At 67.9% G+C, this 24,795-nt stretch carries 21 protein-coding genes; 15 read left to right on the plus strand and 6 right to left on the minus strand.

Going from position 1 to position 24,795, the window contains the following annotated elements; translation table 11 throughout:
• The first annotated feature begins 82 nt into the window (after positions 1-82).
• The gene (locus tag WV31_RS14040; protein WP_085374159.1) at positions 83-847 is read left to right on the plus strand and encodes a 16S rRNA (uracil(1498)-N(3))-methyltransferase; all 765 of its coding nucleotides are present in this window, start codon (positions 83-85) and stop codon (positions 845-847) included.
• Here the strand turns inward: WV31_RS14040 and WV31_RS14045 are convergent.
• Positions 831-3,248 carry a sensor domain-containing protein gene (locus WV31_RS14045; RefSeq protein ID WP_168185950.1) on the minus strand — a complete coding sequence of 806 codons (2,418 nt, stop codon included), beginning with the start codon at positions 3,246-3,248 and terminating at the stop codon, positions 831-833. The genes WV31_RS14040 and WV31_RS14045 overlap by 17 nt on opposite strands.
• A gap of 370 nt (positions 3,249-3,618) precedes the next feature.
• Between WV31_RS14045 and WV31_RS14050 the strand changes: the two genes are divergently transcribed.
• From WV31_RS14050 to WV31_RS14065, 4 genes are all read left to right on the plus strand, one after another.
• The gene (locus WV31_RS14050) at positions 3,619-5,304 is read left to right on the plus strand and encodes a methyl-accepting chemotaxis protein (RefSeq protein ID WP_085374161.1); all 1,686 of its coding nucleotides are present in this window, start codon (positions 3,619-3,621) and stop codon (positions 5,302-5,304) included.
• 78 nt (positions 5,305-5,382) lie between these two features.
• Entirely contained in the window at positions 5,383-5,724 is a 342-nt protein-coding gene (locus tag WV31_RS14055; protein ID WP_085374162.1) for a hypothetical protein, read from the plus strand.
• Between the two features lie 7 nt (positions 5,725-5,731).
• Positions 5,732-6,340, plus strand: a complete 609-nt coding sequence (gene queE, locus WV31_RS14060) for a 7-carboxy-7-deazaguanine synthase (protein ID WP_085374163.1) — start codon at positions 5,732-5,734, stop codon at positions 6,338-6,340.
• Positions 6,340-6,867: a 6-pyruvoyl trahydropterin synthase family protein gene (locus tag WV31_RS14065; protein ID WP_085374164.1), complete on the plus strand. Its 528-nt coding sequence runs from the start codon at positions 6,340-6,342 to the stop codon at positions 6,865-6,867. The genes queE and WV31_RS14065 overlap by 1 nt, the downstream gene beginning before the upstream one ends.
• Positions 6,868-6,994: 127 nt before the next feature.
• Here the strand turns inward: WV31_RS14065 and WV31_RS14070 are convergent, their stop codons facing one another.
• Complete coding sequence (locus WV31_RS14070) at positions 6,995-8,356, minus strand: GH1 family beta-glucosidase (RefSeq protein ID WP_085375577.1); 1,362 nt, start codon at positions 8,354-8,356, stop codon at positions 6,995-6,997.
• A 44-nt stretch (positions 8,357-8,400) separates the two neighbouring features.
• A complete protein-coding gene (locus WV31_RS14075; RefSeq protein ID WP_085375578.1) occupies positions 8,401-8,685 on the minus strand; it encodes an acylphosphatase in 285 nt (94 codons plus the stop codon).
• Between the two features lie 133 nt (positions 8,686-8,818).
• On the opposite strand from WV31_RS14075, the gene WV31_RS14080 reads away from it, so the two are divergent.
• Positions 8,819-9,208, plus strand: coding sequence for a hypothetical protein (locus WV31_RS14080; protein ID WP_085374165.1), 390 nt, complete (start codon positions 8,819-8,821; stop codon positions 9,206-9,208).
• A gap of 239 nt (positions 9,209-9,447) precedes the next feature.
• Here WV31_RS14080 and WV31_RS14085 read toward each other — a convergent pair whose 3' ends face one another.
• On the minus strand, positions 9,448-9,855 hold the full coding sequence (locus WV31_RS14085) for a rhodanese-like domain-containing protein (RefSeq protein ID WP_085374166.1): 408 nt from the start codon (positions 9,853-9,855) through the stop codon (positions 9,448-9,450).
• Positions 9,852-11,633, minus strand: coding sequence for a potassium/proton antiporter (locus WV31_RS14090; protein ID WP_237051297.1), 1,782 nt, complete (start codon positions 11,631-11,633; stop codon positions 9,852-9,854). Before WV31_RS14090 ends, WV31_RS14085 begins: the two co-directional genes overlap by 4 nt.
• 141 nt (positions 11,634-11,774) lie before the next feature.
• Here WV31_RS14090 and dapF point away from each other — a divergent pair, with 141 nt between their 5' ends.
• The 3 genes from dapF to ftsY are packed head-to-tail and all read left to right on the plus strand — an operon-like array spanning position 11,775 to position 14,865.
• Positions 11,775-12,629, plus strand: a complete 855-nt coding sequence (gene dapF / locus WV31_RS14095; protein ID WP_085374168.1) for a diaminopimelate epimerase — start codon at positions 11,775-11,777, stop codon at positions 12,627-12,629.
• A complete protein-coding gene (mtaB, locus tag WV31_RS14100; RefSeq protein ID WP_085374169.1) occupies positions 12,626-13,882 on the plus strand; it encodes a tRNA (N(6)-L-threonylcarbamoyladenosine(37)-C(2))-methylthiotransferase MtaB in 1,257 nt (418 codons plus the stop codon). The genes dapF and mtaB overlap by 4 nt, the downstream gene beginning before the upstream one ends.
• The gene (ftsY, locus tag WV31_RS14105; protein WP_085374170.1) at positions 13,879-14,865 is read left to right on the plus strand and encodes a signal recognition particle-docking protein FtsY; all 987 of its coding nucleotides are present in this window, start codon (positions 13,879-13,881) and stop codon (positions 14,863-14,865) included. Before mtaB ends, ftsY begins: the two co-directional genes overlap by 4 nt.
• 110 nt (positions 14,866-14,975) lie before the next feature.
• Here the strand turns inward: ftsY and xseA are convergent, their stop codons facing one another.
• On the minus strand, positions 14,976-16,487 hold the full coding sequence (xseA, locus tag WV31_RS14110; RefSeq protein WP_237051298.1) for an exodeoxyribonuclease VII large subunit: 1,512 nt from the start codon (positions 16,485-16,487) through the stop codon (positions 14,976-14,978).
• Between the two features lie 191 nt (positions 16,488-16,678).
• On the opposite strand from xseA, the gene purD reads away from it, so the two are divergent.
• The 6 genes from purD to WV31_RS14140 all read left to right on the plus strand — a co-directional run bounded on the left by purD (position 16,679) and on the right by WV31_RS14140 (position 24,738).
• Complete coding sequence (purD, locus tag WV31_RS14115) at positions 16,679-17,953, plus strand: phosphoribosylamine--glycine ligase (protein ID WP_085374172.1); 1,275 nt, start codon at positions 16,679-16,681, stop codon at positions 17,951-17,953.
• Between the two features lie 162 nt (positions 17,954-18,115).
• Positions 18,116-20,125 carry a hydrogenase 4 subunit B gene (gene hyfB, locus WV31_RS14120; RefSeq protein ID WP_085374173.1) on the plus strand — a complete coding sequence of 670 codons (2,010 nt, stop codon included), beginning with the start codon at positions 18,116-18,118 and terminating at the stop codon, positions 20,123-20,125.
• Positions 20,122-21,069 carry a respiratory chain complex I subunit 1 family protein gene (locus WV31_RS14125; RefSeq protein ID WP_085374174.1) on the plus strand — a complete coding sequence of 316 codons (948 nt, stop codon included), beginning with the start codon at positions 20,122-20,124 and terminating at the stop codon, positions 21,067-21,069. The genes hyfB and WV31_RS14125 overlap by 4 nt, the downstream gene beginning before the upstream one ends.
• On the plus strand, positions 21,069-21,734 hold the full coding sequence (locus tag WV31_RS14130; RefSeq protein WP_085374175.1) for a hydrogenase-4 component E: 666 nt from the start codon (positions 21,069-21,071) through the stop codon (positions 21,732-21,734). Before WV31_RS14125 ends, WV31_RS14130 begins: the two co-directional genes overlap by 1 nt.
• Positions 21,731-23,221 (plus strand): hydrogenase 4 subunit F, encoded by a 1,491-nt coding sequence (locus WV31_RS14135; RefSeq protein ID WP_085374176.1) that lies wholly within the window; start codon positions 21,731-21,733, stop codon positions 23,219-23,221. The genes WV31_RS14130 and WV31_RS14135 overlap by 4 nt, the downstream gene beginning before the upstream one ends.
• Positions 23,218-24,738 (plus strand): hydrogenase large subunit, encoded by a 1,521-nt coding sequence (locus WV31_RS14140; protein WP_237051299.1) that lies wholly within the window; start codon positions 23,218-23,220, stop codon positions 24,736-24,738. Before WV31_RS14135 ends, WV31_RS14140 begins: the two co-directional genes overlap by 4 nt.
• Positions 24,739-24,795 lie beyond the last annotated feature (57 nt).

Raw genomic sequence — 24,795 nt, forward strand, 5'->3', positions numbered from 1 at the left:
TCTCTCCCGTCCGACATAGGCCCGGTCGCGGGCGAGGTCAAGCACGCTTCCCCATCCGTCCCGGTCGGCGTACAAGGAACCCATGACCGACACCACGCCGCGCCCCCGCTTCCGCCTGTTCGTCGACGCGCCGCTTTCCGCCGGAATCGCGGTGGCGCTTTCGCGCGACCAGACCCATTACCTGGCCTCGGTGATGCGGGCCGAGGTGGGCGAAATGGCGCTGCTGTTCAACGGACGCGACGGCGAGTGGCTGGCGCGCGTCGCCGCCCTGGCCAAGGCCGGGGCCGCCCTGGTTCCCGAACGCCAGACCCGTCCCCAGGCGGCCGAGCCCGACCTTTGGCTGCTGGCGGCGCCCTTGAAGAAGGACCGCACCGATCTGGTGGTGGAGAAGGCGGCCGAGCTGGGCGTCTCGCGCCTTTGGCCGGTGTTCACCCGGCGCACCAATGCGGGCCGTGTCAATGCCGAACGGCTGCGCGCCCATCTGGTGGAGGCGGCCGAGCAATGCGAGCGCCTCACGATCGCCGAACTGGCCGAGCCCGCGCCGCTGGACAAGGTGCTGGCGTCGTGGCCCGCCGGGCGGCTGCTGCTGTTTTTGGACGAAGGCGGCGGCGGCCCGCCCCTGGCCCAGGTGCTGAACGGCCTGGCCCCCGGGCCGCTGGCCCTGCTGGTGGGGCCCGAAGGCGGTTTCGATGCGGAGGAGCGCCGGATGATCGCCGCCAGGCCCTTCGCCCGCGCCGTGGGGCTGGGGCCGCGCATCCTGCGGGCAGAGACGGCGGCCATCGCCGCTTTGGCGGTGGTGCAGGCGCTGGCCGGCGATTGGGGGCTTGGGCCTAGGGCTTGCGGGTGAGCCACTCGCCCAGTTCTGACGCCGGCAGGGCCGGGCTGAAGTAGTAGCCCTGAATCTGGCCACAGCCGGCGGTGCGCAGGAAGTCCAGCTGCTCGGCGGTTTCCACCCCTTCGGCGACCACGTCCAGATTGAGGCCGCGGGCCAGGTCCAGGATGGCCCGGACGATGGCGGCGTCCTCGGAATCGTCGGGCAGATCCATGATGAACGAGCGGTCGATCTTCACGGTGCCGATGGGGAAGCGCTTCAGATAGGCCAGGCTGGAATAGCCGGTGCCGAAATCGTCGAGCGAGATGCGCAGGCCCAGGGCGCGCAGCCGCTGCAAGATGACGATGGCCCGGCGGGGCTCGTCCATCACCGAACCTTCGGTCAGTTCGATCTCGAGAGCGCTGCCCGGAACCTTGCTGCGCTCGAGGATGGCCTCGATGCGCTGGGGCAGCTTGTCGTCGTGGAACTGGCGCGCCGACAGGTTGATGGCGACCTTGACGTGGATTCCGGCCTCGCGCCACTGGGCCAGATGGCGGCAGGCCTCCTCGATCACCCAATAGCTGAGGGGAATGATCAGGCCGCTCTCCTCGGCCAGGGGGATGAATTCCATGGGCGCAATGCGGCCCTGCTCGGGGTGGTTCCAGCGCAAGAGCGCTTCCAGCCCGGCCAGGGCGCCGGTCTCCACCATCACCTTGGGCTGGTAGTGCAGCTCCAACTGGCCGGTCTCCATGGCCTGGCGCAGCTGGGCCTCCAGCTCCAGGCGGCGCACCGCCAGCGCATTCATGGAGCGGTCGAAGAAGCGGAAGCAGCTGCGGCCCGCCGCCTTGGCCTGGTACATGGCGGTGTCGGCGTTCTTCAAAAGCGCGGTGGCGTCCTCGCCGTCCTGGGGAAAGACGGCGATGCCGATGCTGGTGCCCGTATGCACCGCCTTGCCGGACAGCCGCAGGGGCTTGGCGAGGGTGGCGATGATCTTCTCGGCCACCAGCGCCACCTCGGTGGTGTCGCTGAAGGTGGCCAGCACCACCACGAATTCGTCGCCGCCCAGGCGCGATACGGTGTCGCTCTTGCGCACGGTGTGGCCGATGCGCCGGGCCACCTCCACCAGCAGCTTGTCGCCCTCGTGGTGGCCCAGGCTGTCGTTGATGATCTTGAAGCGGTCGAGGTCGAGGAACAGCACCGCCACCTGGGACTGGGTGCGGCGCGCCATCTCCATGGCGTGGTCCAGGCGGTCGCCCAGCAGGAAGCGGTTGGGCAGGCCGGTCAGGGCGTCGTGATAGGCCTGATGGCGGATCTGGTCATCCTTGCGCCGCAATTCGGTGACGTCTGAGAACACCGCCACGAAGCGGGCCGGCTTGCCGTCGGGGCCGTTGACGGCGCTGATGGTCAGCCATTCCAGATAGGCTTCGCCGTCCTTGCGGCGGTTCCACAATTCGCCGCGCCATTCCCCCCTGGCCCGCAGGTCGGCCCACATGGCGCGGTAGAAGTTCTGGTCCTGGTGATGGGATTTCAGGATGGCCGGGGTCTTGCCGATCACCTCGCAGCCGGCATAGCCGGTGATGCGGGTGAAGGCGGGGTTGACCGACAAGATGGTGCCGTCGGTGTCGGTGACGACGATGCCTTCCTGGGTGGAATCGAAGACGCCGGCGGCAAGCCGCATCTGGGCCTCGGCCTGATGGCGCTCGGTGATGTCGCGCCACGTGCAGTAGATGGAGGGCTTGCCCAGCAGCAAGGTGGCCGACAGGGTGACCTCGGCGGGAAACAGGCTGCCGTCGCGGCGCCTGTGCGTCCATTCGAAGCGGTGCAGCCCGTTGGCCATGGCCAGCCCCATCATCCGCTCGGCCTTGGTGAACGAGGATTCGCCGTCGGGCTGGGCGTCCGGCGACAGTTCCGACGGGTGGACGTTCTTCAGCGAGTCCTCGTCGGGATAGCCCAGCATGACGACCGCCGCCCGGTTGCACTCCACGAAGCGGTTGTCCTGGATGATCCAGGTGGGGTCGGGCGACAGCTTGAACAGATTGCGGAAGCGCTCCTCGCTCTCCACCAGGTGCCGCTTGGCGGCCACCGCGTCGGAGATGTCGCGCAGCACCGCGACGCAGAAGCTTGCCCCGTCGTCCTGGAACATGGAGGCGCCCACTTCCATCTCGAACCGGCTGCCGTCGCGGCGCAGGCCGGTGGCGACGTAGATGGAGGGCGCGTCGATTCCCGTGGCGCGGCGGCGGATGAATTCGGCGATCCGGTCGCGTTCCTCCGGGGCCAGGGTGTCGAGGACCCGCTTGCCGGCCATCTCGTCGGCGGATTGGTAGCCGAACAACCGGGCGAAGGCGGGATTGGCCACCACGATGACGCCATCGCGGTGGGCGCAGATGGCATCGACCGCGCTGTGGAACAACCCCTTGATGGTCTGGCTCACATCCATGAAAAGCCCGCCTCTCATCCGCCGTGCCGCCCGCCACTCTACCGATAATGCCGGTCCGGCGGTCCGTCCAGTCCCATTCACGGCCGCCGATTTTCAGGGGGCTTTCGGTGTCTCTTCCCCGCTGAATGATTCCTCCGGCACTGATTGCCGCTGCCGTGGTACGAAAAATGACGTTATATAAACAATTCATAAACATCAGTTACTTTTGCGGCTATGTTGTTTGATATTTGTTTCTATAGTTCGGTCATCTGTTTCTGCGGTGTGGGTATGCATATTTTTTGATGCGGCCTTGTCTGAGAATTATTTTAGCCTACATGCTAACGGCATAGCTTTTGGCTGTGCGGCGCGCATTTCGTATCGGAGGTCTGTAATGCCGGGTATCGCGACCATCAAAGGGAAATTGACCGCTCTTGCCGCCGCGACAGCCGCGGCCCTGGTCGGCATTTCGCTGGGCTGGGGTGTCGTGTTGGCTGAGCTCAAGGTCAATGGACCGGTCTATGGCCGCATCATCCAGGCCAAGGATCTGGTCGCCGATATTCTGCCGCCGCCGGAATACATCATCGAATCCTACCTGACGGCGTCGCAGGCCCTGTCCGCCGGACCGGCCGAGCTGGCGGTGCACAAGGAGACCCTGACGCGGCTGCGCAAGGATTACGACGACCGCCACAAGTACTGGCGGGACCAGAATCTGGATGTTTCGGTCCGCGATGGCCTGCTGGTGGAATCCTACAAGCCGGCGGTGCAGTTCTACGAGCAGGCTTTCGCCAGCTTCCTGCCGGCACTGGAGAAGGGGGACCGCGACGCGGCCCAGGCCTCCTTCGCGGTGCTGACGGGGCTCTATGCCAAGCATCGCGCCGCCATCGACACCCTGGTGACGCGCTCGGACGCCCTGTCCAAGGCGGTGGAAGCCCAAGCCGCCGAGCAGGAAGCCTCCGACAAGCTGCTGGTGGTGGCCTTCACCATCCTGGCCGCCCTGGCCACCCTGGCCCTGGTGGTCGGCATGGCGCGGGCGATCATCGCTCCCATGGGCCGGCTGGGCGACGCGGTCGGCCGGCTGGGCGGCGGCGCGCTGGACGCCCAGGTGCCGGAAACCGGGCGTGCCGACGAGATCGGCCCCCTGGCCCGCGCCCTGGACGGCTGGCGCCAGGGCCTGATCGAGGCGGAGGCCCGCCGCCGCGCCGAGCAGGAAGAGCAGGTCCGCATCCAGGCCCGCCAGCAGCGGGTCGAGGCGGCGACGCGGCGTTTCGACGCCGCGGTGATGTCCATGCTGGGGCGGATCAAGGGCTCGGTCGAGCATCTGCACACCGCCTCCAACAGCCTGTCGGCCAACGCCGAGCAGACGCATGTCCAGGGCGCCGCCGTGTCCGCCGCCACCGAGCAATCGGCGGCCAGCGTGGAAAGCGTCGCCTCGGCCGGAAGCCAGCTGACCTCTTCCATCGAGGAAATCTCGTCGCAGGTTCACCGGTCCAGCGTCATCGTCGAGGCGGCGTCCCGTGAGGCCGAGGCCGCCAACAGCCGCATTTCCGGTCTGACCGACGCGGTGGAACGCATCGGCCAGGTGCTCGGCCTGATCAACGACATCGCGTCGCAGACCAATCTGCTGGCCTTGAACGCCACCATCGAATCGGCCCGCGCCGGCGAGGCGGGCAAGGGCTTCGCGGTGGTGGCCCACGAGGTGAAGAACCTGGCCGGCCAGACGTCGCGCGCCACCGAGGACATCGCGCGGCAGATCACCGCCGTGCAGGAGGAAGCCGGGTCGGCGGTGTCCGCCCTGGCCGGCATCGCCGAGACCATCGTCCGCATCAACGAGATGTCGTCCTCCATCGCCGGGGCGGTGGAGCAGCAGGGCGCGGCGGCGGCGGAAATCTCGCGCAACGTCCAGCAGGCCGCCGCCGGATCGCGTGAGGTGGTGCACAACATCACCGGCGTGGTGGGTGCCGCCGAGGAAACCGGGGCCATGGCCCGCAAGGTGTTCGAGGCCGCCAACCAGCTGCTGGGCGAAAGCGCCGACCTGGAGCGCGAGGTCGCCGCCTTCCTGAAGGAAATGGCGGCCTGAGGGGGCGGGATGACTCTTGGAATCGGGGGGCGGCTGGTGCCATGATGCCGCCCCCGTTTCCATGAGGTCCAGACGCCCATGCCGCCCCGCGCCAATCCCCTGAAGCTCAATCCCCTGCAGTTGAAGACCCTGGTGCTGTTCCAGGAACTGGCCCGCCACCCCGAGACCTCGACCCGCATGGACAGCGGCGAGGTGTTCCTGTCGGCCCTGCCCCATCCCCACGGCAACCACTTCCACGTGGGCCGCAAGGTGGTGATGAGCAAGGACGCCAGCGGCCTTTCCAACGGCGCGGTGTGGGTGGCCCTCGAACGCAAAGGCCTGATCCGCGCCAGCTTCCCCATGGCGGTGACCCTGACGCCTGCCGGGCTGGAGTACGAGACCGGCATCACCGACCAGATTCTGCACGGCTCGGATCACTGATAACGCCATGAGCTACACCGTCCGCGAAATCTTCCACACCCTGCAGGGCGAAGGGGTGCAGGCGGGCCGCCCGGCGGTCTTCCTGCGCTTTGCCGGCTGCAATCTGTGGAGCGGACGGGAAGAAGACCGCGCCGACGCCACCTGCCGCTTCTGCGACACCGATTTCGTCGGCGGCGAGAAGTTTGCCGACGCGGCCGTCCTGGCCGACGCGGTGCTGGCGGCGGGCGGCGATACCCGCACCGTGGTGGTGACCGGCGGCGAGCCGGGCCTGCAGCTGGATACGGCGCTGGTCCGGGCGCTGCACGCGCGCGGCTTCGAAATCGCCATCGAGACCAACGGCACGGTGGAACTGCCCGACGGCATCGACTGGGTCTGCGTCAGCCCCAAGGCGGGAACCCGGCTGAAGGTCACCAGCGGCGACGAGCTGAAGCTGGTCTTTCCGCAAGAGGGCGCGCGGCCGGAGGATTTCGAGTCCCTGGACTTCGCCCATTTCCTGCTGCAGCCCATGGACGGGCCGGACCGCGAGGCCAATACGCAAGCCGCCATCCGGCATTGCTTGACTCATCCGCGCTGGCGGCTCAGCTTGCAGACCCACAAATTGCTGGGAATTCCCTGATGTCCACCTTCCGCGTCCGCCGCCGCATCGAGATCGATGCCGGCCACCGCATCATGACCCACGGCTCCAAGTGCCGGAACCTGCACGGCCACCGCTATGTGGTCGAGGTGGAGTGCGAGGCCAGCCACCTGCATCCCAGCGGCGAGCAGACCGACATGGTGGTGGATTTCGGCTTCCTCAAGGACGAGATGATGCGCCTGATCGACGCGCCGTGCGATCACGGCTTCATCGCGGCCTCGGCCGATGCCGAGTTGCTGGCCCTGTTCGCGCCGGTCGGCGGCGGCGAGGCCTGGGTCCAGGTCCTCCGCGACACCGTCGCCGCCCAGGGCGCGGCGCTCACCACCGACACCCGCATGGGCACCAAGCTCTACGTGGTGCCCTTCCAGCCCACCGCCGAATGCCTGGCCAAGCACTGGTTCGAGGTGCTGGTGGCGCCGGTGCGCAAACGCTCCGACGCCACCGCCCGTCTGGTGGCGGTCAGGGTGTGGGAAACCCCCAACTGCATGGCCGAATACGCCCCGGCGTGATTAATCTGTCATCCCGACGCCCTTGGGCGGAGGGATCTCATCCTGGCGCGGCTTTTCAGAGCCTGCACCGCTGGTCCAGGCGGAGATCCCTCGCTTGCGCTCGGGATGACACTCCGAGATCCGGCTCCTACCCCACCCGGCCGGTCCTGATCACCTCGGCGAACCACTTGTAGCTGTCCTTAGGCGTGCGCTTCAACGTGTCGTAATCCACCCGGATGATGCCGAAGCGCTTGGACAGGCCGTAGGCCCACTCGAAATTGTCCAAGAGCGACCACACCAGGTAGCCCTTGACGTTGCAGCCGTCCGCCACCGCGCGGGCCACCTCGGAGACGTGATCCTTGAGGAAGGCGACGCGCTCGGCGTCGTGGATCTGGCCGTCGGGCGTCACCACGTCGTCATAGGCGGCGCCGTTCTCGGCGATGAAGACCTTGGGATTGCCGTACAGCTCCTTGAACTCGCGCAGCAGATCGTAAAGCCCGTCGGGCTGCACCGGCCAGGCCATGGCTGTCCAGCGGTCGCAATGGGCGTCGCCCCAGAACACGTCGAAGGGATGCCCTTCCTCGTGCTTCATGGTCATGCGGGAATAGTAGTTGATGCCCAGCATGTCGATGGGGAACTTGCAGGTCTCCATGTCGCCGGGCTTGACGATATGGGCCATCTTCTCGGCCAGCACGTCGGGAATGGCGCCCCTCATGACGCCGTCCAGCGGCACCCGGTTCCACACCGCGTCCCAGCGGATGGCCGCCGCCCGGTTCTTGGGGTCGTCGTCCTGGGACTGGCAGGGCTGCAGGTTGATCACCGTGCCCAGCGTCGCGTCGGAATGCTCGGCCCGGATGGCCCTGAGCGCGGTGCCCTGGGCCAGGTTCTGGTGGTGCAGCGCCTTTAAGATGCCGTCCTCGCCCAGCTTGTAGCCCGGCGCGTGCTCGCCGATGCCGTAGCCGATGATGGCCACCACGTTCGGCTCGTTCAGCATGTACCAGTCCTTGACCCGGTCGCCCAGGCGCTTGGTCGCGATGCGGGCGTATTCGGCGAAGGGGCCGACGATGTCGCGCCCCTGCCAGCCGCCCTTGTCCTCCAGGGGCTGGGGAAGGTCCCAGTGGTAGAGACAGGCCATGGGCTTGATACCGGCTTCCAGGATCTTGTCCACCAGCCGGTCGTAGAAATCGAGGCCCTTCTCGTTGATCTTGCCGGTGCCGGCCGGGACGATGCGCGGCCAGGCCAGCGAGAAGCGGTAGGCCTGGAAGCCCGCCGCCTTCATCAGGGCGATGTCCTCGGGGTAGCGGTGGTAGTGGTCGCAGGCCACCTTGGCGCTGCTGCCGTCCATGATCCGGCCGTCGGCGGTGAACTTGTCCCAGATGGTCATGCCGCGCCCATCGGTGTCATAGGCGCCCTCGATCTGGTAGGCGGCGGTACTGGCGCCCCAGAAGAAATCCTTGGGGAACTGGCGCGCTCCTTTAGGGGCGGCATCGGCTGCTTTGGCGACGGTCATGGCGGCGGCTCCGGCTAGGATTTGGCGGCGGGTGAATTTCATGGTCAGGCCGTGGGGCGCTGGTGGAAGCCCGAGGGCGGCACCTCGGAGGACGTCTCGGTCTCCACCCTGGTGACCAGGGCGGCGGTGGGGCCGCGGTGGCAGGCTTCGACCATGTCGCGGACGATGTGGGAGGGGCCGTGGAACAGGGCCTCGACCCGTCCGTCCACCAGATTGCGCACCCAGCCCGACAGCTTGCGGGCCTGGGCCTGCTCCACCGTCCAGCCGCGGAACCAGACACCCTGGACCCGGCCTTCGACCAGCACGCGAACCGTGACCTCGCCCGTCATCTTGCGGCCCTCCATGGGAATATATAACCACGGCCCCGGCCCGCTGCGAAGGGGGGATGCTTGACCGGGCTCAAGGAGGTTGGCGCGGCGATGCTGTTCTTCTCTAGGCTCCTGCCAACCGGAGCCTATCCCCATGAACATGATCGCCCCTGAATCCCAGGCGGAAATGCTGACCCTGCTGGAACACGCCGTCGCCGCCCACGCCAACGTGGTGCAGGTGAAGGTGGCCGGCGATCAGGCGGTGGTCGAGATCCTGGCCACCGGTTCGGTGGTGGCCAGCCGCGAGATGCCGCTGGCCCGCTGCAACGATCTGCTGCGCGGCGCCTTCAGCCTGTGCGACGAATCCGACGACTACCAGTACAACACCTCGCGCTCGGCCCGCATGACCGGGCTGAAATCGGCGCTGCCCAAGGGGCTGACCATGGTGTTCCTGCAGTTCTTCCCGGCCCGCGACGGCCAGCGGCACCTGGTGGCGCGGCTGACCTACGACAGCGACACCTGCTGCGGCACCTGCGGCGGCTGACGCCGCCCCAGGGTCGATACGTCTGGCGCCGCCCCAGGGTTGATACGTCTGGCGCGCCAAGCGCGCCGGGCGGCGGCTGACGCCGTCCCAGGGTTGATACGTCTGGCGCGCCAAGCGCGCCGGGCGGCGGCTGAGTGCCATTGTCATGCTTGAGCGCGAGCGAAGCACCTTTCAGCCGCAGATGGCCGCCGCCCTCGCTTGAAAGATTCTTCGGCTGCGCCTCAGAATGACAAACCCAGTCACCCCTTCTTGTGCTCGGGCTTGGGGCCGACCGGCCCGCCCGCCTCCTTCCAGCCCTTGAAGCCGCCTTCCACATGGGCGACGGGGGCAAGCCCCATGTCTTGCGCCGCCCGGGTCGCCAGGGCCGAGCGCCACGCCGACTGGCAATAGAAGACGAAGCGCTTGGGCTGGCCGAACACCTCCTTGTAATAGGGGCTGGTGGGATCGACCCAGAATTCCAGCATGCCCCTGGGGGCGTGGAAGGCGCCGGGGATCATGCCTTCGCGTTCAAGCTCGCGCACGTCGCGGATATCCACGAACACCACGTCGTCCCGGCCGTGCAGCGCGATGGCTTGCGCCGTGGGAATGGTGGTGATCAGGGCGTTGGCCTCGTCGATCAACTGACGATGGGTTTTCACCAGGGTCATGCGCGTTTCCTCATCCAGCGTTTCAGCATTGCCTTCAGCTCGGTGCGGCTCTGGAACACCGGCAGCCTGGGCGTGTCGATGCGGGTGGGCTCCACCGCCAGACCGATCTCGGTGATATGGTCGGTCCAGTTCATGGCGCGCACGATCAGCTCCACCTCGCCCAGCGCCGCCCGGTCGCCGATGCCGGGCTCGTGGCCCAGCTCGCGCACCAGCCAGTCGGCGGCGGTCATTTCGTAATCGGCGGCCTCGACCGGCAGGCCGTAGAGCAGGGCCAGATCCTTCATATGGGCGCCGGGCTCCAGGGCGAAATCGCCGAAGAAGCGGGAATCGGCCTCCGCCGCCGGGGCCGCCGAGGCGAACAGGCGGTCCAGATGGGGCACCCGCTCGGGCCGGGCGAACAGGAAGACGGTGTCGCCGGACTTCAGGCCCTTGGCGGCATGGGCGGAATAGGACTTCTTGTCCCTGACCACCAGCGAGGGCTCGGCCCAGCGCGGCAGGCGGTGGCCGCGCGCCACCAGGGAATCGGCGACGATGCGGTAGGAGACCAGTTCGTGCCGCGCGCCGGGGATTTCCAGCTCCATGCGCTCCACCGGGCCGATGCGCTTCGGGACGATCTGGCCGAGGAAGCGGGCCACCGCGCCGATGGTCCAGCCCTGCAGCCCCAGGCTGATCAGCACCACCAGGAAGGCCAGGATGAAATAGTCGCGCCCGTGGGGCAGTCCCGCCACCATGGGCACGATGGACAGCAGCACCGAGACCGAGCCGCGCAGGCCCACCCAGGCGACGAAGGCCGTCTCGTTGCGGTTGAAGCCGTAGGGCAGCAGGCAGATCCACGCCGCCAAGGGCCGCGCCACGAAGATCAGCACGGCGGCCACGCCCACGGACTGCCAGGCGAAGGCGGGGAACTCCGCCGGGGTGGCCAACAGGCCGAGAGTCAGGAACATGACGATCTGGGCCAGCCAGGTCAGTCCGTCCTGGAAGCGGCGCATGGTCTCGGGCGCGTTGATGCGCGCGTTGCCCGCCACCAGGCCGGCGATGTAGACGGCCAGGAAGCCGCTGCCGTGCAGCTCTTCCGTCGCGGCGAACAGCACCATGGCGAGGCTGAGCGCCGCCAGCGGCTGCAGCCCGCGCTCGAAGCCCATCTTGTTGACCGCCAGCACGATCAGCCCGCCGCCGAACATGCCTGCCGGCGCGCCGATGCCGAACTTGGTGACGAAATCCATGCCGATGCCCACCGGCGAGATGGGCCCCTTGGCCACCAGCAACCCCACCAGGGCCAGGGTCAGGAAGATGGCCATGGGATCGTTGGAGCCCGATTCCACTTCCAGGGTCGAGCGCACGCGGTCGCGCACATGGATGCCGCCGACGCGCAGCAGGAAAAATACGGCCGCCGCGTCGGTGGAGCTGAGGATGGCGCCCATCAGCGCCGCCTCCAGCCAGTCGAAGCCCATCAGGTAATGCACCGGCACCGCAACCACGATGGTGGTCACCACCACGCCGCCGGTGGCGAGCGCCATGGCCGGCCACAGCGCGATGCGAAAGGCCTTGAGGCTGGTGTGAAAGCCGGAATCGAACAGAATGATGGCCAGCGCGATGCTGCCGATCAGATAGGCGGCGTTGACGTCGTCGAACTTGATGCGGCCCAGGCCGTTCTCGCCCGCCACCAGGCCGACGCACAGGAACACCAGCAGCAGCGGCGCGCCGATGCGGAAGGAGAGCAGGCTGGAGAAGATGGACAGCGCCACCAGACCGGAAACGATCAGGATGGCGGCGTTCATGGACTCCATCATGGCGGGGCGCTTTCAATTCTCATTCTCCAAGGATAGGGGGGGGAGCGCCGGCCCGCAACCCGCCATCCCGCCATTGCCCCATGCGCGACGCTGGACTCAGGTCCCCGCCGCCCCATATAAATCGCCATCATGAGCGATAGAGCCTGGCCCTTCCTGAAGATGCACGGCCTGGGGAACGACTTCGTCGTCCTCGACGCCCGCGCGCGCGCGCTTCCCCTGACCCCCGACCGGGTGCGCGCCATCGCGGCGCGCGGTACCGGGGTGGGTTGCGACCAGCTGGTGGTGCTGGCCCCGCCCAGCGGAAAGACCGCCGACGCCACCATGCTGATCTACAACGCCGACGGCTCCGAGGTGGCGGCCTGCGGCAATGCGTCGCGCTGCGTCGCCTGGCTGTTGATGAAGGAAACCGGCCTCGACAAGGTGGTGTTCGAGACCAAGGCGGGATTGCTGGACGCCGAATCGCGCGGCCCCTTCCAGGTGGCGGTGGACATGGGTCCCGCCCGCCTGGATTGGCGGGAAATCCCCGTGGCCGAGGCGGTGGACACCCTGCATCTGGGTATTTCCGCCGGGCCGCTGTCCGATCCCGTCGGCGTCAGCATGGGCAATCCCCACGCGGTGTTCTTCGTCGACGACGCGGAAAGCATCGACCTTGCCGCCTTGGGCCGTGGGCTCGAGCATCACGCCCTGTTTCCCGAGCGCGCCAATATCGAGGTGGCCCAGGTTCTCACCCCGCCCGACGCGGAAATGGGCCGTATCCGCATGCGGGTGTGGGAGCGGGGCGCGGGCATCACCCTGGCCTGCGGCACCGGCGCCTGCGCCACCCTGGTGGCGGCGGCGCGCCGGGGCCTTTCTCCCCGCAAGGCCGAGATCATCCTGGACGGCGGCCAGCTCACCATCGAATGGCTGAAGGACGGTCACGTGCTGATGACCGGGCCGGTGGCGGTGGCCTTTACCGGGACGCTGGATTCCAGCCTGCTTTCATGAGCACGAAACCACCCGAGGTCCTGACCTTCGGCTGCCGCCTCAACGCCTATGAATCCGAGGTGATGAAGGAGCATGCGCGGGCCACGGAAAGCGGCGTCGAGACAGTGATCGTCAACACCTGCGCCGTCACCGCCGAGGCCGAGCGCCAGGCCCGCCAGGCCATCCGCAAGATAAGGCGCGAGCGTCCCCACGCCCGCATCGTGGTCACCGGCTGCGCCGCCCAGGCCCACCCCGAAACTTTCGACGCCATGCCGGAGATCGACCAGATCCTGGGCAACGCCGAGAAGATGCGGCCCGACATCTTCGCCGCCCCGCCCGCCGAACGCATCGTGGTCGGCGACATCATGGAGGTGCGCGAGGTCGCCTCCCATCTGGTGTCCGGCTTCGAAGGCCGCGCCCGCGCCTTCGTCGAGGTGCAGCAGGGCTGCGATCACCGCTGCACCTTCTGCATCATCCCCTTCGGGCGCGGCCCCAACCGCTCGGTGCCCATGGGCCGCATCGTCGAGCAGATTCGGGAACTGGTGGCGGTTGGCTACAACGAGGTGGTGCTGACCGGCGTGGACGTCACCGCCTATGGCGCCGATCTGCCGGGCAAGCCGGGCCTGGGCCAGCTGGTGCGCCGCCTGCTGGCCGCCGTCCCCGAGCTTCCCCGCCTGCGGCTGTCGTCGCTGGATCCCGTCGAGGTCGACGAAGACCTGCTGGCGGCCATCGCGTCCGAGCCGCGCCTGCTGCCCCATTTCCACCTGTCGGTCCAGGCGGGCGACGACACCATCCTGAAGCGCATGAAGCGCCGCCACCTGCGCGGCGACGTCATCGCCCTGGCGGCGCGGATCCGGTCCTTGCGCTCTGATGCGGTGCTGGGCGCCGACATCATTGCCGGCTTCCCCACCGAGGACGAGGAGATGTTCCAAAAGTCCCTCGATCTGGTGGACGAGGCGGGGCTCACCCACCTGCACGTCTTTCCCTTCTCGGCGCGGCCCGGCACGCCTGCGGCCCGCATGCCCAAGGTCAAGGGCGACGTGGTCAAGGAACGCGCGGCCCGCCTGCGGGCCAAGGGGGGCGAAGCCATGGCCGCCTTCCTCGCCACCCGCGTCGGCGGCGTGGAAAGCGTGCTGATCGAACAGGACGGCAAGGGCCACTCCGCCCATTACCTGCCGGTCGCCGTGGCGGGTTGCCATGCCTCGCCGGGGGCGATATTGAACGTGCGCGTCATCTCGGTGGACGGCGACGAGTTGGTGGGGGAATTGGCATGAGCATCTTCGGGTTCGGCAAGAAGAAGGACGAAGTCCCCACTCCCGCCCCTGCGCCGGCCGAAGAGACGGCTTCGTGGTTCGGCCGCCTGAAATCCGGGCTGGCCAAGTCGTCCTCCAAGCTGACGACGGGCATCGGCGACCTGTTCACCAAGCGCAAGCTGGATGACGAGGCGCTGGAGGAACTGGAGGAGCTGCTGATCACCGCCGATCTCGGCGTCGCCACCGCGGCGCGGGTAACCCGGCATCTGGCCAAGACCCGCTTCGGCCAGGACGTCACCTCCGACGAGATCAAGGCGACCCTGGCCGAGGAGATCACCCGCATCCTCGGTCCCGTCGCCAGGCCGCTGGAAATCGATCCCGCCCGCAAACCCCACGTGGTGCTGGTGGTGGGCGTCAACGGCTCGGGCAAGACCACCACCATCGGCAAGATGGCCAAGACCTACAAGGATGCCGGGCTGTCGGTAACGCTGGCCGCCGGCGACACCTTCCGCGCGGCGGCGGTGGAACAGCTGAAGGTCTGGGGCGAGCGCACCAACTGCCCGGTCATTGCCCGCGAAACCGGCGCCGACGCCGCTGGCCTCGCCTATGACGCCGTCGAGCAGGCCCGCGCCCGGGGCGACGACCTGCTGTTCATCGACACCGCCGGGCGCCTGCAGAACAAGTCCGACCTGATGGCCGAGCTGGCCAAGCTGGTGCGCTCCATCAAGAAGGTGGACGAGACCGCGCCCCATTCGGTGCTGCTGGTCTTGGACGCCACCGTGGGCCAGAACGCCCATTCCCAGGTGGAGATCTTCAAGGACATGGTGGCCGTCTCCGGCCTGGTGCTGACTAAACTGGACGGCACCGCCAGGGGCGGCGTGCTGGTGGCGCTGGCCGAAAAATTCGGCCTGCCGGTCCACGCCATCGGCGTCGGCGAAAAGGCCGAGGATCTGCGTCCCTTCGAGGCCGATGCCTTCGCCAAGTCCCTGGTGGGGGTGGAGTAGGCGGCGGCCCCTGTCATCCTGAGCAAAGCGAAGGATCTTTCAGGCAGGAATGGTCACCGCCTCGGGCTGAAAGATGCTTCGCCAGCGGCTCAGCATGACAAGTCCCATGGTTACAACAATGACCCTTGCCGCCCATCGGGCGTTGCCGGCTTGCGATGGGTCTTGGGGGCTGGCGGCGGGGCGGCTCCCTCGACCCTGACGCCGGCCTTGCCGTCGGCGAATTCTACGCCTAAGGCGGTGCCCGGCTTGGCCGCCGTAACGGATGTGACCGGCGCGCCGTGTTCGTCGCGGACCACGGCGAAGCCGCGCTCCAGCACCTTGCGGTAGGAGAAGCTTTCCAGCAATTGGCCGGCATGGGCGACGCGCTTGGCCTTGTCGTCCAGCAGGCGGGGCAGGGACTGGATCAGGCGGGCGGCGGACTGTTCCAGTTGCAGGGCGCGGCGCTCGTTGGCGGCGCGCTCGGCGGCCGTCACCGTCTTCATGGCGTGATCGAGACGGGTGGAAAGCGCGGTCAGCTTGTGTCCGGCCTCGGCCAGCTGTTCACGGGGATGGCGCAGGCGCGCGCCCAGGCGGTCCAGCTCGGCCCGGCGGCGCTCCAGAAGGATGCGGGGCGCGTTGGCCAGGCGCTCGGCCCGCTCGTCCAGCCGCCGGGCGCAATCCTCCATCACCCGGCGGGGGTGGGGCAGGGCCCGGAAGGTGTGGGACAGGCGATTGCGCCGGTCCTCCATCCCGCGCTGCATGGCGCCCACCATGCGCGCGCCCATGTCGGCCATGGTGGCGATCAGTTCGGCGCGCACCGGCACCGTTTTCTCGGCGGCCGCCGTAGGCGTGGGGGCGCGCAGATCCGAGGCGAAGTCGATCAGCGTGGTGTCGGTCTCGTGTCCCACCGCCGAGATCAGCGGAATCTCGGAGTCCGCCGCCGCCCTGACCACGATTTCCTCGTTGAAGGCCATGAGGTCTTCCAGCGAGCCGCCGCCCCTGGCCACGATCAGCACGTCGGGGCGCGGCACCGTTCCGCCCGGTTTCAGCGTGTTGAAGCCCCGGATGGCGGCTGCCACCTGGGCCGCCGCCCCCTCGCCCTGGACGGCCACCGGCCACAGCAGCACCCGGCGGGGGAAGCGTTCGGCCAGGCGGTGCAGAATGTCCCTGATCACCGCCCCGGTGGGGGACGTCACCACGCCGATCACATCGGGCAGGAAGGGGATGGGGCGCTTGCGCGAGGGGTCGAACAGCCCTTCGGCCATCAACCGCTTCTTGCGGTCCTCCAGCATCTTCAACAATGCGCCCTGGCCGGCCAGTTCCATGCGCTCGACCACCATCTGGTATTTGGAGCGCCCGGGATAGGTGGTCAGCCGCCCGGTCGCCACCACCTCCATGCCGTCCTCGGGGCCGATGGCCAGTTTCGAGGCGGAGCCGCGCCAGCACACCGCGTCCAGCACCGCCTCGGCATCCTTCAGGGAGAAATAGAGATGGCCCGAGGAATGGCGCTTGAAGCCCGAAATCTCGCCCCGGACGCGCACGAACGAAAAGGCGTCCTCCACCGTGCGCCGCAGGCCGGCGGACAGTTCCGAGACCGAGTATTCCGGGACGTTGGAGGGGGCGGGGCGGGCTTCGTCGTTCATGGGCGGATGGTGGCGCAAGAGCTGGTGATTTGCAAACGCGGACGGAAGTGATAAACGACCCTTTGTCATCCCGACGACCGATGGGAGGAGGGATCTCGTCCTGCTCCGTCGGACCAGCATAGGCACCGCTGCGCCAAGCGGAGATCCCTCGCTTACGCTCGGGATGACAAGTGGAACTCCGGGAGGCGGACATGAAGGTTCTGGTGGTCGGTTCGGGCGGGCGCGAGCATGCGCTGTGCTGGAAGCTGAAGTCGTCTCCTCTTCTCACCAAGCTGTGGTGCGCTCCGGGCAATGCGGGCATCGCCGATGCGGCCGAATGCGTCGCCATCGGGGCGGAAAAGGTGGACGAGTTGGTGGAATTCGCCCAGGCCAATGCCGTCGATCTGGTGGTGGTGGGCCCCGAGGCTCCGCTGGTCCTCGGCCTCGCCGACAAGTGCCGCGCCGCCGGCATCAAGGTATTCGGCCCCTCGGCCGCGGCCGCCGAGCTCGAGGGCTCCAAGGGCTTCATGAAGGACGTGGCGGCCCGGGCCGGCATTCCCACCGCCTGGTACGGCCGCTTCACCGATATGGAAAAGGCCAAGGCCTTCATCCGCGAAAAGGGCGCGCCCATCGTGGTCAAGACCGACGGGCTGGCGGCGGGCAAGGGCGTGGTGGTGGCCATGACGCTCGACGAGGCGCTGGCGGCCGTCGACATGATGATGGGCGACAAGGTGTTCGGCGACGCCGGCAACGAACTGGTGATCGAGGAATTCCTCGACGGCGAGGAATGCTCGTTTTTCGCGCTGTGCGACGGCAAGACCGCGCTGCCCCTGGTGGCCGCCCAGGACCACAAACGGGTGGGCGACGGCGATACCGGCCCCAATACCGGCGGCATGGGTGCCTATTCCCCCGCTCCCGTGGTCACCGATTCGGTGCAGGCCGAGATCATGGAACGCTCCATCCTGCCGCTGGTGCGCACCATGGCCGAGATGGGCAAGCCCTATACCGGCGTGCTGTTCGCCGGCATCATGGTCACCAAGGACGGGCCGAAGCTTCTGGAATACAACGTGCGCTTCGGCGACCCCGAATGTCAGGTGCTGATGGCGCGGCTCGAGTCCGATCTGCTGCCGGTGCTGGCCGCCGGCGCCGAGGGCAAGCTGTCGGGCATCGAGCTCAAATGGTCCGACGACGTCGCCCTGGTGGTGGTGATGGCCGCCAAGGGCTATCCCGGCTCGTACGAGAAGAACACCGTCATCGGCGGTCTGGACAAGGCCGCCAAGGTGGACGGCGTCACCGTGCTGCATGCCGGAACCGCACTCAAGGACGGCCATGTGGTCGCCACCGGCGGCCGGGTTCTGGGCGTCACGGCGCGGGGGGCAAGCGTGGCCGAAGCCCGCGAGCGGGCCTATCACGCGGTGGATGCGCTCGACTGGCCGGGCGGCTTCTGCCGCCGCGATATCGCCTGGCGGGCGCTGGCGCGGGGGTAGCCTTCGGGCGGCCTTGCGCCCGCCCCCTCGGGTGGGTATGATTCCCGTCTCCTCGCCATAAGACGAGATGAAGAGGGCCGGAAAACCGGCTCCGACGACAGGGGATTCACGGGAGACGACGCCCATGTCCTGCCATAGAGTCTTGGCGGAGCTGCGTAGCCGATGCTGATCGCGGCCGCCCTTTCCGCCCTTTTGGCCCTCGCCGTGCTCGGCGTGCTGGCCGGTGCGGAGATGTGGCGGCATCGATTGGTCTATTTTTGCTGCATGATTGCCTCCCTGGCCCTGCTGGCCGGGGGCATCAAGCATCTGGGCCAGACGCCCGGCACCGGCCCGGCCATCGTGCTGCCCATCGGCCTGCCTTGGATGGCCGCCCATTTCCGCCTCGACAACCTGTCCGCCCTGTTCATGGTGGTGGTCAATCTGGCTTCGGCCGCCGCTTCGGCCTATGGCATCGGGTATTGCTCGCACCTGCCCGAACCTAAGCGGGTGACGCCGTTCTATCCTTTGTTCCTGTTCGGCATGAACGCGGTGCTGATCGCCGACGACGCCTTCATGTTCCTGGTGGCCTGGGAGTTCATGTCGCTGTCGTCGTGGCTCCTCGTGCTGGCCGACCACAAGAACGCCGAGAACCGCCAGGCCGCCTTCGTCTATCTGGTGATGGCCTGTTTCGGCACCTTCTGCCTGTTGACCTGCTTCGGCCTGATGGCGGGCGGCGAGGGGGCCTATTCCTTCCCCGCCATGCGCGCCGCCAAGCTGGACGGCGTGTCCGGCTTCCTGGTGGTGCTGCTGGCCCTGCTGGGGGCGGGGTCCAAGGCGGGGCTGGTGCCGCTGCACGCCTGGCTGCCGCTGGCCCATCCGGCGGCGCCCAGCCATGTCTCCGCCCTGATGAGCGGCGTGATGACCAAGGTGGCGCTCTACGGCCTGATCCGCATCCTGTTCGACCTGCACGGCGAGGTGCCGTGGCACTGGGGGGCGGTGCTGATGGTGGTGGGCGGCGTCACCGCCGTGCTGGGCGTGCTCTACGCCATCGTGCAGGACGACCTGAAGAAGCTGCTGGCCTATTCCACGGTGGAGAACATCGGGGTGGTGGTGATCGGCCTGGGGCTGGCTATCGCCTTCAAGGGGAGCGGCGAAAAGACCCTGGCCGCCCTGGCTTTGGTGGCCGGGCTCTACCACATCGTCAACCATTCCATCTTCAAGACCCTGTGGTTCCTGTCGGCGGGCGCGGTGATCACCGCCACCGGCGAGCGTGACCTGGGCAAGCTGGGGGGGCTCGCCAAGCGCATGCCGTGGAACGGCGTCGCCGCCCTGGTGGGGGCCATCGCCATTTCCGCCCTGCCGCCTCTGAACGGCTTCGTGTCGGAATGGCTGATCTTCCAGTCGCTGTTCAAGGGGCCGAGCCTGCCCCATTGGGCCATGAAATTCGGCGTGCCCGTGGTGGGCGCCATGCTGGCCCTGGCCGCCGCTTTGGCCGCCGCCTGCTTCGTGCGCGCCTATGGCATCGCCTTTCTGGGAAGGCCCCGTTCCAAGGCGGCGGCCGAGGCCCATCAGGTTCCGGCCTCCATGCGGCTCACCGTGGCCTTCCTGGCGGTGATGTGCGTGGTGCTGGGCGCCATTCCGGTGACCATCACCGATGCGCTGTCCCACGTGGTGACGCCGCTCACCGGGGTGCAGTTCGCCGTTTCCGCCGATCTGGGCTGGCCGTGGCTGAGTCCCGTCAGTTCGACGCGCGGCTCCTATTCCGGCACGGTGCTGGTGATGACCGGGGTGGCCTTGTGCGCCGTCACCCTGATGCTGGCCCGCCTGCTGGGCACCAGCCGTATCCGCCGCGCCGACGCCTGGGATTGCGGCCACCGCGAGGACATCCCCGAAAGCCAGTACACCGGCCAAAGCTTCTCGCAGCCGCTGCGCCGCGTCTTCTGCGCCTCCATCTTCGCCGCCAAGGAAAGCGTCGACATGCCCGATCCCGGCGACAACCGCCCGGCGGAGTTGAAGGTGCGGGTCATCGATCCCATCTGGGTGGGCCTTTACGCCGGCATCGGCCGGGTGGTGGATTTCATCGCCGATCTGGTCAACCGCATCCAGTACCTGACGGTGCGGCGCTACCTGCTGATGATGTTCGCCACCCTGGTGATGATGCTGCTGGTGGTCGCGGTGAGGCAAAGCCAATGAGCGCCGTTCTCTGGCAAGTGCTGCAGATCGTTCTGGTAATCGGCATCAGCCCGCTGATCACCGGCTGGGTGCGGCTGGTCAAGTCCAGGCTGAACGGCCGTATCGGCGCCTCGCCGTTCCAGCCCTACCGCGACGTCTACCGCCTGTTGCAGAAGGAGGCGGTGGTCGCCCATTCCGCCTCCTGGGTGTTCCGCGCCGCGCCCTATGTGACCTTCGGCTCGGTGTGGCTGGCCGCCTCGATCGTTCCGGCGTTTACCACCAACCTGTTCCTGGCCCAGGCGGCCGACCTGATCGCCCTGGTGGCGTTGCTGGGGGTGGCGCGGTTCTGGACGGCCCTGGCCGGCATGGATATCGGCACCAGCTTCGGCGGTCTGGGCGCATCGCGCGAGATGATGATCGCGTCGCTGGCCGAGCCCGCCATGCTGATGGTCACCTTTTCGCTGTCGCTGATTTCCGGTACCACGGCGCCGGCCCAGATCATCGCCTTCATCCTGTCGGGCGGGGTGGGCATCGAGGTGTCCCTGGGCCTGGCGCTGGCCGCCCTGGTGATGGTGGCCATCGCCGAGAACGGCCGCATCCCCATCGACAATCCCGCCACCCATCTGGAACTGACCATGGTGCACGAGGCCATGGTGCTGGAGTATTCCGGCCGCCATCTGGCCCTGATGGAAGGCGCCGGCATGGTGCGGCTCACCCTGTTCATGGCGCTGATCGGCGGGTTGTTCGCGCCCTGGGGCATGGCCCAGCCGGGAGACGGCGCGCTGGCCGTGCTGGTCGGGCTGGGGGCCTTCCTCGCCAAGTGCTTCATCCTGGCCACGGCCTTGGGCGTGTTCGAGACCTCCATCGCCAAGATGCGGGTGTTCCGCTATGCCGACTTCCTCGGCGGAGCCCTGCTGCTGGGCCTCTTGGCCACCATCTTCCTCTATGTCTCGGAGGCGGTGTGATGGGGGCGCAGCTTTCCTACGACATCGCCCACCTGATCGGCGCCACGGTGCTGATGGCCGGCTTTTCGCTGCTGTACCAGCGCCGCCTGTTCGCGGTCTTGAACACCTTCGCCTTCCAGGCCCTGGCCCTGGCGGCGGCGGCGGCGTGGCAGGCCCATATCCAGCACGCGCCGCACCTTTACGTCACGGCGGCCATCGCCCTGATCTTCAAGGCGGTGATCGTGCCCATCGCGCTGCATTGGCTGGTGGAGCAGCTGGGCATCCACCGTAACGTGGAAACCGCCATGTCCATCGGCTGGACCATGATGGCCGGGGTGGCGCTGGTGGCGCTGTCCATCCTGCTGGTGCTGCCCGTCACCGCCAACGCCACGGCGCTGACGCGCGAAAGCCTGGCGCTGGCCATGAGCGTGGTGCTGCTGGGCCTCCTCATGATGATCACGCGGCGCAACGCGGTGACCCAGGTGGTGGGCTTCATGGCGCTGGAGAACGGGCTGATCCTGGCCGCCGTCTCGGCCAAGGGCATGCCGCTGGTGGTGGAGATTTCCGTGGCCTTCTCGGTGCTGGTGGCCATGACCCTGTTCGGCATCTTCTTCTTCCGCATCCGCGAGCGCTTCGACACCCTGGATCTGGCCGATCTGGAAACCCATAGGGGAGACCGCCAATGATCGGGGGCTTCACCCTTCTGCCCGGCCTGGACAATCCGCTCTTGTGGATTTTGGGGGTGCCGCTGGGCTCGGCCGGCTTCCTGGCGGTGCTGAAGGACTGGCGGGCGGCCACCTGGATCAACGTGCTGGCGTCGGCCATCACCTTCGCCTCGTCGCTGCTGCTCATCAACGTGCGGCCCGAGCCGACCCGGCTGCTGTTCATCGACGATTTCAACGTCTATCTGGTGGTGCTGACCGCCTTCGTGGGGCTGACCACCTCGGTGTTCTCGGCCGCCTACATCGCCCGCGAGTCCGAGGCGCAGCGGCTGTCCGACCTGCATTTGCGCTTCTACCACTCCATGTACCAGGCCTTCCTGTTCACCATGCTGCTGGCGCTTTGCGCCAACAACACCGGCGTGATGTGGGTGGCGGTGGAGGCGGCGACGCTGACCACCGTGCTGATGGTGAGCCTCTACCGCACGCGTGAAGCCATCGAGGCGGCGTGGAAGTATTTCATCCTGTGCTCGGTGGGCATCGGCCTCGCCCTGTTCGGCACCACCCTGGTCTATCTCGCTGCCCAGCCGGTGATGGGCGACGGCGCCGACGCCATGGCCTGGACCCTGATGATCAAGCAGGCCCACCGGTTCCAGCCCGACCTTCTGAACCTCGCCTTCGTCTTCGTGCTGGTGGGCTACGGCACCAAGGTGGGCCTCGCCCCTCTGCATGCCTGGCTGCCCGACGCCCATGCGGAAGGTCCCACCCCCATCTCGGCGGTCCTCTCGGGGCTGCTGCTCAACGTGGCGCTGTACGCCCTGCTGCGCTTCAAGATGGTCATCGCCGCCAACGGCGCGACGCTGACGCCCGGTCCGCTCCTGATTGTCATGGGGCTGTCGAGTCTGTTCCTGTCGGCCTTCATGCTGTACCGGCGCGGCGACATCAAGCGGCTGTTCGCCTATTCCTCCATCGAGCACATGGGGGTGATCACCTTCGCCTTCGGCATGGGCGGCGCGGTGGCCAATTTCGCCGGCCTGCTGCACATGACCATGCATTCGCTGACCAAGTCCGCCATCTTCTTCGCGGTGGGCATCATCAGCCAGAACTTAGGGACCAAGCGCATTGCCGCCATCAAGGGGCTCACCCAGTCCCACCCGGTGCTGGGCTGGGGCTTCGTGCTGGCGGTTCTCGCCATCGCCGGCCTGCCCCCCATGGGGGTGTTCATGAGCGAGTTCCTGGTGCTGAGCTCCACCTTCGCCCGCCAGCCGCTGCTGGCCATACCGCTGGCCATCGGCCTGCTGCTGGCCTTCGGCGCCCTGGTGGCGCGGCTGCAAAGCATGGCCTTCGGCGAGCCGCCGCCCCACGCCCACGCCCACGGCAAGGCCGGGCCGCTTTCTGCCGCCCTGGCGCTGACGCCGCTTTGGGTCCATATGCTGCTGGTGCTGGTGGCGGGCCTTTATCTGCCCAAGGAACTGGTGGCGTGGTTCCAGCATGTGGCGAGGTTCCTGGGATGATCGGCGACGTCACCCTTCTGGAGTTCCTGTCGCTGGGCACCCCCGTCGAGGGGCACCGGCCGTGGCCGCGCTTCACCCTGGACCTCAAGGGCTGGCGGCTGCTGGTCGATCGCCTCAGGGTGGCGGAATGGGCGGTGATGGCCGAATGGGCCGAGCGCGAGCATATCCACGTGGCCCTTCGGGACGAGACCACCGGCGACATCGCGGTGGCGTCCCATCATTGCGCCGACCGCCGCTTCCTGGCGCTGGGCAACGCCCGGCCGGGTGTGATCCGCATGGAGCGCGCCATCCACGACGTCTGGGGGCTGGCTCCCGTCGGTCTGGAGGACAAGCGCCACTGGCTGGACCATGGGCGCTGGCCGTCACGCATGCCGCTGTCCGCCCAGCCCATGGCCCCGGCGTCCGAGCCCGATTCCTATCCCTTCCTCAAGGCGGTGGGCGACGGCCTGCACCAGATTCCGGTGGGGCCCGTCCATGCCGGGGTGATCGAGCCGGGCCACTTCCGCTTCCATTGCCAGGGCGAGGCGGTGGTCCGCCTGGAGCAGCGCCTGGGCTACCAGCACAAGGGGGTGGAGGGGCTGATGTCGGGGGCGCCGTTGCCCAAGGCGGCCCGCATCGCCGCCCGCGTGTCGGGGGACGCCACCGTCGCCTATTCCCTGGCCTTCGCCCGCGCCGTCGAGGCCGCCACCGGCTGCGAGGTGCCGCCCCGCGCCCACTGGATCCGGGGCGTGATGGCCGAGATGGAGCGGGTGGCCAACCATGTCTTCGACATCGGCGCGGTGTGCAACGACGCCGCCTTCGCCATCATGCTGTCGCATATGGGCGTGCTGCGCGAGAAGATCGTGCGGGCCAACGACGCCCTGTTCGGCCATCGCCTCAACATGGACCGCATCGTGCCGGGCGGCGTCGCCCGCGACCTGTCGGACGAGGGGGCCGAGGCGCTGAAGCACCTGCTGCATGGCTTCGTGCGGCTGTTCGAGGAGGCCTATCAGCTCTACGAGAACACGCCGTCCCTGTCCGACCGCACGGTGTCCACCGGCATCGTCCAGACTTCGCTGGTCCATCGCTTCGGGGCCGGCGGCTTCGTGGGCCGGGCTTCGGGGCGCGGCCATGACGCAAGGCAATCGCCCGGCTATCCCCCCTACGACAAGCTGGACATGACGGTGCCGGTACTGACCGAAGGCGACGTCAACGCCCGGGTGCTGGTGCGCTTCGCCGAGGCCCGGGAATCGCTGCACCTGATCAACCGCATGCTGCACGAGATGCCCGAAGGCGCTTTCCAGGTGCCGGTGCCCGAGGTGGCGGGCGAGGGGCTGGGCCTGGCCGAAAGCTTCCGCGGCGAGGTGGTGGTCTGGCTGCGCATCGGCGAGGATGGCGTGGTGGAGCGTTGCCACGTCCACGATCCCTCGTGGTTCCAGTGGCCGCTGCTGGAGGCCGCCATCGAGGGCAACATCGTCGCCGACTTCCCGCTGTGCAACAAGTCGTTCAACTGCTCGTACTCGGGGCATGATCTATGAGTGCCGGCTCTCCCGCCTGTCATCCTGAGCATGGCGAAGGATCTTTCAGGCACGATT

It is taken from the genome of Magnetospirillum sp. ME-1 (assembly GCF_002105535.1).
GTDB lineage: Bacteria > Pseudomonadota > Alphaproteobacteria > Rhodospirillales > Magnetospirillaceae > Phaeospirillum.

Bases quoted from the DNA above. Each gene is read 5' to 3' on its own strand.
- WV31_RS14075 (WP_085375578.1), bottom strand. From the start codon at position 8,685: ATGACGGGCGAGGTCACGGTTCGCGTGCTGGTCGAAGGCCGGGTCCAG.
- xseA (WP_237051298.1), bottom strand. From the start codon at position 16,487: ATGAACGACGAAGCCCGCCCCGCCCCCTCCAACGTCCCGGAATACTCG.
- WV31_RS14085 (WP_085374166.1), bottom strand. From the start codon at position 9,855: ATGACCCTGGTGAAAACCCATCGTCAGTTGATCGACGAGGCCAACGCC.
- WV31_RS14055 (WP_085374162.1), top strand. From the start codon at position 5,383: ATGCCGCCCCGCGCCAATCCCCTGAAGCTCAATCCCCTGCAGTTGAAG.
- WV31_RS14045 (WP_168185950.1), bottom strand. From the start codon at position 3,248: ATGGATGTGAGCCAGACCATCAAGGGGTTGTTCCACAGCGCGGTCGAT.
- hyfB (WP_085374173.1), top strand. From the start codon at position 18,116: ATGCTGATCGCGGCCGCCCTTTCCGCCCTTTTGGCCCTCGCCGTGCTC.
- purD (WP_085374172.1), top strand. From the start codon at position 16,679: ATGAAGGTTCTGGTGGTCGGTTCGGGCGGGCGCGAGCATGCGCTGTGC.
- WV31_RS14080 (WP_085374165.1), top strand. From the start codon at position 8,819: ATGAACATGATCGCCCCTGAATCCCAGGCGGAAATGCTGACCCTGCTG.
- WV31_RS14125 (WP_085374174.1), top strand. From the start codon at position 20,122: ATGAGCGCCGTTCTCTGGCAAGTGCTGCAGATCGTTCTGGTAATCGGC.
- WV31_RS14140 (WP_237051299.1), top strand. From the start codon at position 23,218: ATGATCGGCGACGTCACCCTTCTGGAGTTCCTGTCGCTGGGCACCCCC.
- WV31_RS14090 (WP_237051297.1), bottom strand. From the start codon at position 11,633: ATGAACGCCGCCATCCTGATCGTTTCCGGTCTGGTGGCGCTGTCCATC.
- mtaB (WP_085374169.1), top strand. From the start codon at position 12,626: ATGAGCACGAAACCACCCGAGGTCCTGACCTTCGGCTGCCGCCTCAAC.
- WV31_RS14065 (WP_085374164.1), top strand. From the start codon at position 6,340: ATGTCCACCTTCCGCGTCCGCCGCCGCATCGAGATCGATGCCGGCCAC.
- WV31_RS14135 (WP_085374176.1), top strand. From the start codon at position 21,731: ATGATCGGGGGCTTCACCCTTCTGCCCGGCCTGGACAATCCGCTCTTG.
- WV31_RS14050 (WP_085374161.1), top strand. From the start codon at position 3,619: ATGCCGGGTATCGCGACCATCAAAGGGAAATTGACCGCTCTTGCCGCC.
- WV31_RS14040 (WP_085374159.1), top strand. From the start codon at position 83: ATGACCGACACCACGCCGCGCCCCCGCTTCCGCCTGTTCGTCGACGCG.
- dapF (WP_085374168.1), top strand. From the start codon at position 11,775: ATGAGCGATAGAGCCTGGCCCTTCCTGAAGATGCACGGCCTGGGGAAC.
- WV31_RS14130 (WP_085374175.1), top strand. From the start codon at position 21,069: ATGGGGGCGCAGCTTTCCTACGACATCGCCCACCTGATCGGCGCCACG.
- WV31_RS14070 (WP_085375577.1), bottom strand. From the start codon at position 8,356: ATGACCGTCGCCAAAGCAGCCGATGCCGCCCCTAAAGGAGCGCGCCAG.
- ftsY (WP_085374170.1), top strand. From the start codon at position 13,879: ATGAGCATCTTCGGGTTCGGCAAGAAGAAGGACGAAGTCCCCACTCCC.
- queE (WP_085374163.1), top strand. From the start codon at position 5,732: ATGAGCTACACCGTCCGCGAAATCTTCCACACCCTGCAGGGCGAAGGG.